This window comes from Bradyrhizobium sp. 2TAF36, from assembly GCF_052114925.1.
Lineage (GTDB): Bacteria > Pseudomonadota > Alphaproteobacteria > Rhizobiales > Xanthobacteraceae > Bradyrhizobium > Bradyrhizobium barranii.
On sequence record NZ_JBFRFR010000061.1, the window covers coordinates 51,601 to 58,796 of the forward strand.

Genomic DNA, 7,196 nt, shown 5'->3' on the forward strand with positions numbered 1-7,196 from the left:
ACCGCCGCCGCGGTCCCAAGAGATGGGAAGCTCGCCGAGATGGTTGCTGGTAACGCCGTTCAGAATGCATCGCTCGGCGAGGAGATCGTGCGACGGATCGACGAGCTCGCCGCGATCTCGGAAGACGGCGACAAGCTCACCCGCATCTATCTCACCAACGAGCTGCGCAAGGCCGCTGACCTCATCCTGGGCTGGATGCGCGAAGCCGGCATGAGCGCGCATCTCGATGCGATCGGGAATGTCTGCGGACGCTATGAAGGCGAGCAGTTGGGGGCGCCCTGCCTGATGCTCGGCTCGCACTACGACACGGTGCGCGATGCCGGCAAATGGGACGGGCCGCTGGGGGTGATCACGGCGATCGCCTGCGTCGCCGATCTCAACCGCCGCGGCAAGCGCCTGCCGTTCGCGATCGAGGTGATCGGCTTTGCCGATGAAGAGGGGGTACGTTTCGCTTCGACGCTGCTCGGAAGCCGGGCGGTGGCTGGCACCTTCGACGAGAGCGTCCTGAACACGCGCGACCGCGACGGCGTGTCGATGCGCGATGCGCTCGTCGCGTTCGGCCTCGATCCCGATCACATCGGCGCGGCCGCGCGGGCCCGGCGTGAACTGCTCGCCTATCTCGAATTGCACATCGAGCAGGGTCCGGTGCTGGAAGCCCGGAACCTGCCCGTCGGTGTCGTCACCGCGATTGCGGGCGCGACACGGCTCGCTGCGCGGCTGACCGGCATGGCCGGTCATGCCGGCACCGTGCCGATGGCGCTGCGCCGTGATGCGCTCGCCGGCGCGGCCGAATGCGTCGGCGCGATCGAGCAGTTTTGCCGCACCGACGCGGACGGGCTGGTCGGCACCGTCGGCTATATCCAGGCGAGGCCCGGGGCGACCAATGTCATTCCGGGCGAAGTATCGTTCACCATCGATATGCGGGCACCGACCGACATGCATCGCAAGCGCGCGGTCGCCGACATCGTCCGCCAGATCGAGGCGATTGCAAAACGCCGGCAATTGGCGCTTCAGCTCGACGTCACTCACGAGAACCGCACCGCGCCTTGCGCACCCTGGCTGAAGGATCAGATCGCGCAGGCGATCGCTGCCGAAGGCGCGTCGGTGTTCGAGCTGCCGAGCGGGGCAGGGCACGACGGCATGGCGATGATCGATATCGCCGATGTCGGCATGATCTTCGTCCGCTGTCGCGGCGGCATCAGCCACCACCCGGACGAGCACGTCGAACTCGCCGATGCCGACGCCGGCGCACGCGTGCTGCTGCGGGTGATCGAGAATTTCAGGCCGCGGGAGGGCCGCGCCGGCGCGAAGTGATTGCCTGAAGCCCGCAAGTCACCGGGTAGAGATACGAATCAGTCATGTTTAAAATGGTGGCCGCCATCACGGGGTCACGAGACATCAGCCGATTGACGCATATGAACAGCGACATCTCTTTTCCATCACATCGTGAGAACCGGTTCTACCAGGGGATGGCTGCGACCTTCGTCGCCAACGCGCTTCAGGCGGTCAATTTTCTCGGTGATCGCTTCCTGAGACAATCGCATCATGCGTTGTCGGACATCGAGGACCTCTACCGGCACTCGATGGACAGTGCCTTTTCGGTGACCGAGGCCTTCCTCGTCACGGGGGCGCCGCACGCCTCCGCCTATTACCCGCGCGACTTCGCCTGGTTTTACCCCGACGTTCTCGATCCTGAAACCATCATGGATTCGCAGGACGCGGTGCGCCGAGCGCGCCTGCTCGAAAAGAGCGTTCGCCTCCTGCTGCAGGCGGTTCGCGCCGACGTGGTCACGACGACCATCGTTCCTGCGGGGCGCGGGCGGTACCTCGGCGTGAATTATTTCTCGCGGCCCTCTGACACGCTGCTCGGCATTCTCGCCGGTCTCCAGCAGATGATAGGTGCCGACGAGAGAGCGTCTTCCTATCTGGCGATGTCGCAATGCGCACATGCCGGCCGCCTGCTGCTGGCCGAATATGGCGTCGACCTGAAGCGCGCGATCCTCCGGCTTGCGAGCGAACTGGAGCCATTTGACACTGATGGCACCAGGTATTTGATGTGCGATGCCGGCGGACCTCGCTCCGCGGCAACGGATACGCGGGCCGAGCGCAGGCGCTTCGTCACCAACGCCTGCGTTTACACGACGTTCGTGTGGGGCGTGCAGCTCGGGATCGTCGACGAGAACGAACTGAAGCGGCTGCTCGGTCGCGACCTTGCGCAGTACAAGAGAGATCTGCTTCGTTTGTTCGGCAAGGACGGCTATATCAGGCATTCGCTTGACGGCCCGGCGGGCGCACCGGTGTCCTTGGTGGCCCTGGATTTCGTCAGCGTGCATCGCGGCTTCTGGGACATGAACGATGCCAGCGAGCGGGCGCTGTTTGCGGCTACGACGGATCTGATCATCGCCGAGCCGCGATTTCGCATCCCCAGCACGTTCCACTTCCTGGTGTCGGCGGATAATCCACGGAACAAGATGATCCACAAGATCGCGGCGCCGGCCTATCAGGGGCGTTCGTCGTGGCCGACGTTCAATGTCGAATTCGCGGATCGGATGCTGGATTTTGATGAAGCCTCAGGGAGCGATACCTATCGGGCTTGCGCGCAGGGGATATTGAAGGACATTCGGACCGCGACCGAGGTCCATGGCGGCTATCAGGAGCTGATCTCGGAGCAGGGCCTGAAGTATCGCACCTGGGCGTATAAGGGCGCCGTGGCGCACTCCTGGTTTCCGCGCTTCCTGTCGGTCTGGAGGAGGGCGTATGGAACGCCGCTCCTCCAGTGGAATGATTGATCCGCGGCCTACCCCGCCGTCACGTCCACCAGCTCGCCGCCCTCCAGCACCTTGGCCGCCTTGGCGCGGTCGAGATCGCCTTCCCAGGCGGCGACCACCACCGTCGCCACGCARTTGCCGACSAGGTTGCCSACSGCGCGSGCSATGCCGATGAACCAATCGACCGACAACACCAGCACGAGGCCGATGGCGGGAATGCTCGGCACCGCGTTGAGCGTCGCGGCCAGGATCACGATCGCCGAGCCGGGCACGCCGTGCGCGCCCTTCGACGTGATCAGCGAGACGCCGAGCACCAGCAGGAGGTCGCCGAAGGACAGCGGCGTGTTGGTCGCCTGCGCGATGAAGACGACGGCGAGCGTCAGGTAGATCGAGAAAGCGTCGAGGTTGAAGGAATAGCCGGTCGGGATGACGAGGCCGACGACGGAATCCTTCACGCCCATCCGCTCCAGTTTCTTCATGATCTGCGGCAGCACGGCATCGGAGGATGCGGTCGCGAGCACGATGGTCAGCTCTTCGCGCAAGTAAGCGAGGAATTTGAGGATGTTGATTCCGGCGAGCGCCATGACGCCGCCGAGCACGCCCAGCACGAAGATGCCGACCGAGACGTAGAACAGCATCACCAGCGAGACGAGCTGCTTCAGAGAGCCGACGCCGTATTTGCCGACGGTATAGGCGACCGCGCCGAGCACGCCGAGCGGCGCGACCCGCACGATCAGCCCCATGACCCGAAACAGCACGGTGGAGGCCGCGTCGATGATCGATGTGACCAGCGCGCCCTTCTCGCCGCCGACGAGCGCAAGGCCGACACCGAACAGGACCGCGAAGAACAGCACCTGGAGCACGTCGTTGCGCGATAGCGCATCGAACGAGGTGCTGGGGATCACGTTCATCAGGAAGGCGCCGATGCCGCCGCCGGACAGCTTGTGGGCGTTGTCGGCATAGGTGTTGAGCGCCTTGGCGTCGAGCGTCGAGGGATCGATGTTCATGCCGTGGCCGGGGCCGAAGAGATAGGCGAGCAGCAGGCCGACCACGAGGGCGACCGTCGTCATCACCTCGAAATAGACCAGCGCCTTGACGCCGACCCGGCCGACCTTCTTGAGGTCGCCGGCGCCGGCAATGCCGTGCACGACGACGCAGAACACGATCGGAGCTACGATCATCGAGATCAGCTTCAGGAAGGCGTCGCTGAGGATCTTGAGCCCGATGGCGAAGTCCGGAACGGCCATCCCCAGGATGACGCCAAGCACCAGCGCGGCGAGGACCTGGACGAACAGCGAGGTGTAGAGCGGCTTCGGCTCGGCGGTAGGTGCCGCGGTGATGGTCGACATGGTGGACTCCCCCGGTTTGACGCGTCTTGGACGTCAAAAAGGAGCAACAACCGTGCCAGATTGTCGCGGCCTGGTTCTGGAAGTCATCCAGGCGCCGCATAATCCGGGATTCTTGTGCGCGGTCTTCCGTTTGCAAGTCGGCATCGCAACAGCTATGTCCCGGCTTTCGCAAGAGCTCGATATGACAATCTCGAATGAGAACGATCTGATCTGCCTGAAAGAGGTCGGGCGTATCGTCGCCAATGCCCTTGAGGCGATGGGGAAGGCCCTCGAGCCCGGCATGACCACCGCGGAACTCGACCGGATCGGACGAGAGCTCCTTGAGGCCGCCGGAGCGCGTTCGGCGCCGGAACTGGCCTATGCCTTTCCTGGCGCAACCTGCATCAGCGTGAACGAAGAGATCGCTCATGGCATCCCGGGTGCCCGGCGGATCGAGCGTGGCGACCTCGTCAACATCGACGTCTCGGCCGAGAAGAGCGGCTTCTTTGCCGATACGGGAGCCTCGTTCGCCGTTCCGCCCGTGACCCGTTCGATCGAGCGTCTTTGCAGGGATGGTCGGCGGGCGATGTGGACGGGCCTGCGGCAGGTCGGTGCCGGCAAGCCGATTGCCGGCATCGGTCAGGCCATCGGGACGTTTGCGCGGAAAAACGGCTACATGCTCGTCAAGAACCTAGCCAGTCACGGTGTCGGCTTGTCGCTCCACGAGGAGCCGACGGAGATCGCGACATGGCTCGATCGCTCCGAGCGCCGCATCATGAGCGATGGCCTGGTGTTCACCGTCGAGCCGTTCCTGTCGCTTGGCGCGGAGTGGGCCGAGAACGGTGATGACGATCCATGGACRCTCTACAGCAGCCCCGAGGCGCCTACCGTTCAGTACGAGCACACGGTTGTCGCAACCAGAAATGGACCTTTGATCGTTACCTTGGCGGGTTGAGGTCGTCCCCGCGACGCGCCGTCAGCAGGAACGCAAGAGATTATTCTTCAGGCGATCATGCGGAGCTATTGCGCGGACAGTCTCGTCACGCCACGAGATCCAGTAGCCGGCACGATCCGCGCACCAGCACCTTGCGTCCGGTTGGCGTCATCGAGGGTACGCCGTCATTGACAACAACGAGACCGAGCTTGACGAGTCCTTCGACGAGATAGGCCTTCGAGAGGCGACCATTCGACACGGGGTTGCGAAGCGCTTTCAGCGCTTCCCATTGGTCCGGCGAAAGATCGAAGTCGATGTCGTTGCTCATGTTGCCTCAAGCGATAGTCCAAGTTCGCGAGCCCCTGTTAGCGGCGCCGCATGAACACCATGCGACGACAATGAGTCGGGAATTCGGTAAGCTGTTTAGAACCTCTCTTCACGAATTGCCGCACTTCATTGCGCCACAACAGTTAAGATCGTTCGCGCACGAAAATCGTCCCGGTCTCCGATCACTAATTGATGATGTGCGCTTGATCGTGCGGCGAGAGTTACCGCAGTGCACGGGAAGCATCACTGTCCCATTGCGCGTCGCGATATGCACAGAAATCGTGAAGCGAGGGCGATTGGACTCTGACTGGACTCTGCTACGTTGATTCGCAGGGGATTGGCTTCACACGACAGGAGTGTGAGTGCATGAACAGGCTGATGGCAATTCGCAGTCAGGAATTCCTCTGCCGAGAGCGGGCGGCGCTGGATTCGGAGCGACGGGCGTTCTGGCTCGCGCAGGCCCAGGAATGGGAGCAGCGCGCGCTCGACGAAATTGCGCATCACTTTCGGGAGTGCAACCTCGTCCAGGCCGAGCTGACTGCCGCCTGACGCCAGCGGCGGACGTGATTGCCGTCTACTGATAAGTCGCCACGATGTCGGACACGGCGCGTTCGAGCTGCTGTGCGGTGGCGCATTGGCGCACGACAGTGCAGAAGGTCGCGTAGCGCGGCATCTCGGAATCACCGAAGCCCCAGGCGAGCCGTCCTTCGGGATTGAGCCAGACCACGCGCTTCGAGCGTTCGGAGATGCGGCGCAGGATGTCGGCGCGCGGGTCGAGATTGTTGCTGCGGGCGTCACCGAGCACGATCACCGTGGTCTGCGGCGTCAGCGTGCTCATAAACTCCTTCTCGAAATCGACGAGAGAGGAGCCGTAGTCGGATGAGCCGAAGCCGACCTTGGACATGATCTCGGCCATCGCCTCTTCCGGCGACTTCTTCTCCAGGATCTCGCTGACCTCGATCAGATGCGAGGAGAAGGCGAAGGAGTGGACGTCGTCGACCACCTCGTGCAGCGAGTGGATCAGGAGCAGGAAGAAATCGGAGACCTGCGCGACCGAGCCTGAGACGTCGCAGATTGCGACGATCTTGGGCCGGTCGCGGTGCTTGCGCTTCCACGCGGTGAGGAAGGGCACGCCGCCCCAGGCCGCGTTGCGGCGCAGTGTGCGGCGGACGTCGAGATGGCCGCGGCGCTGGCGCTTGCGCGGCTTCGAGTAGCGCTCGCGCAGGCGCCGCGCGATCTGGCGGATGAGCGCGCGCATCTCCGCGACCTGGCGCCGCTCGATGCGGGCGAGAGGCGCGTTGCGCAGGATCTCGTTGCGGAGGTTTTCGGCCTCTTCGCGGGCATACAGCGCAAGGCCTTGCGAGACCGTGTCGCGGACTGCTTCTCGCAACGCGTCCAGCGCGCCGCGCAGACGCTCGGCCAGCGACGGATTGGTCGCGGTGAGCGCGTCGAGATCGTCGCGCAGGCGCTGAAGGCCCATGGCGTCGAGGATGCGGCTGGAAAAGATCCCGCGCTGAGTCGAATAGCGGATGTCGGACAGCGAAGCCGCACCGGAAGCGCTGGCGATCGCGGCCGCGATCGCGTTGCGATCCTGCGACAGCAGCATCTGCGCAAGCGGGCCTAATGCTTCGGAAGCCTGGCCTTCGCCTGCTTCACTGGCCGAGCCGGGTGAGGGGGTCTGATCCGCGTCCTGCGATGCGTCGTCGTTGTCGTCGGCCTCGGGTTGATCCTGCCGCGGCTCTGGTTGGCTGAAGAAGAGATCAAAGCAGTCGCCGAGGGCGRGCTTCTCGTCCTGCGACTTGGCGAGCGTCAGGAGCAGCGCATCGCGCAGGATGGCCC

7 protein-coding genes are annotated in these 7,196 nt (G+C 64.0%); 4 read left to right on the top strand and 3 right to left on the bottom strand.

What is annotated here, in order from left to right:
* The first annotated feature begins 39 nt into the window (after window positions 1-39).
* Both AB4Z51_RS30800 and AB4Z51_RS30805 read left to right on the top strand, forming a co-directional pair.
* Window positions 40-1,314 (top strand): allantoate amidohydrolase, encoded by a 1,275-nt coding sequence (locus tag AB4Z51_RS30800; protein WP_354102654.1) that lies wholly within the window; start codon window positions 40-42, stop codon window positions 1,312-1,314.
* A gap of 101 nt (window positions 1,315-1,415) precedes the next feature.
* The gene (locus tag AB4Z51_RS30805; protein WP_354102687.1) at window positions 1,416-2,789 is read left to right on the top strand and encodes a hypothetical protein; all 1,374 of its coding nucleotides are present in this window, start codon (window positions 1,416-1,418) and stop codon (window positions 2,787-2,789) included.
* A gap of 8 nt (window positions 2,790-2,797) precedes the next feature.
* On the opposite strand, the gene AB4Z51_RS30810 is transcribed toward AB4Z51_RS30805, so the two are convergent.
* Window positions 2,798-4,117: a dicarboxylate/amino acid:cation symporter gene (locus AB4Z51_RS30810; protein WP_441498661.1), complete on the bottom strand. Its 1,320-nt coding sequence runs from the start codon at window positions 4,115-4,117 to the stop codon at window positions 2,798-2,800.
* A gap of 181 nt (window positions 4,118-4,298) precedes the next feature.
* Between AB4Z51_RS30810 and map the strand changes: the two genes are divergently transcribed.
* Window positions 4,299-5,051 (top strand): type I methionyl aminopeptidase, encoded by a 753-nt coding sequence (map, locus tag AB4Z51_RS30815; protein ID WP_354102686.1) that lies wholly within the window; start codon window positions 4,299-4,301, stop codon window positions 5,049-5,051.
* 85 nt (window positions 5,052-5,136) lie between these two features.
* On the opposite strand, the gene AB4Z51_RS30820 is transcribed toward map, so the two are convergent.
* The gene (locus AB4Z51_RS30820; RefSeq protein WP_028152899.1) at window positions 5,137-5,358 is read right to left on the bottom strand and encodes a hypothetical protein; all 222 of its coding nucleotides are present in this window, start codon (window positions 5,356-5,358) and stop codon (window positions 5,137-5,139) included.
* Window positions 5,359-5,723: 365 nt separating this feature from the next.
* Between AB4Z51_RS30820 and AB4Z51_RS30825 the strand changes: the two genes are divergently transcribed.
* A complete protein-coding gene (locus tag AB4Z51_RS30825) occupies window positions 5,724-5,906 on the top strand; it encodes a hypothetical protein (RefSeq protein WP_028152900.1) in 183 nt (60 codons plus the stop codon).
* Between the two features lie 25 nt (window positions 5,907-5,931).
* Here the strand turns inward: AB4Z51_RS30825 and AB4Z51_RS30830 are convergent.
* On the bottom strand, window positions 5,932-7,196 hold a 1,265-nt coding region (locus AB4Z51_RS30830; RefSeq protein ID WP_441498662.1), incomplete at its 5' end, for a VWA domain-containing protein.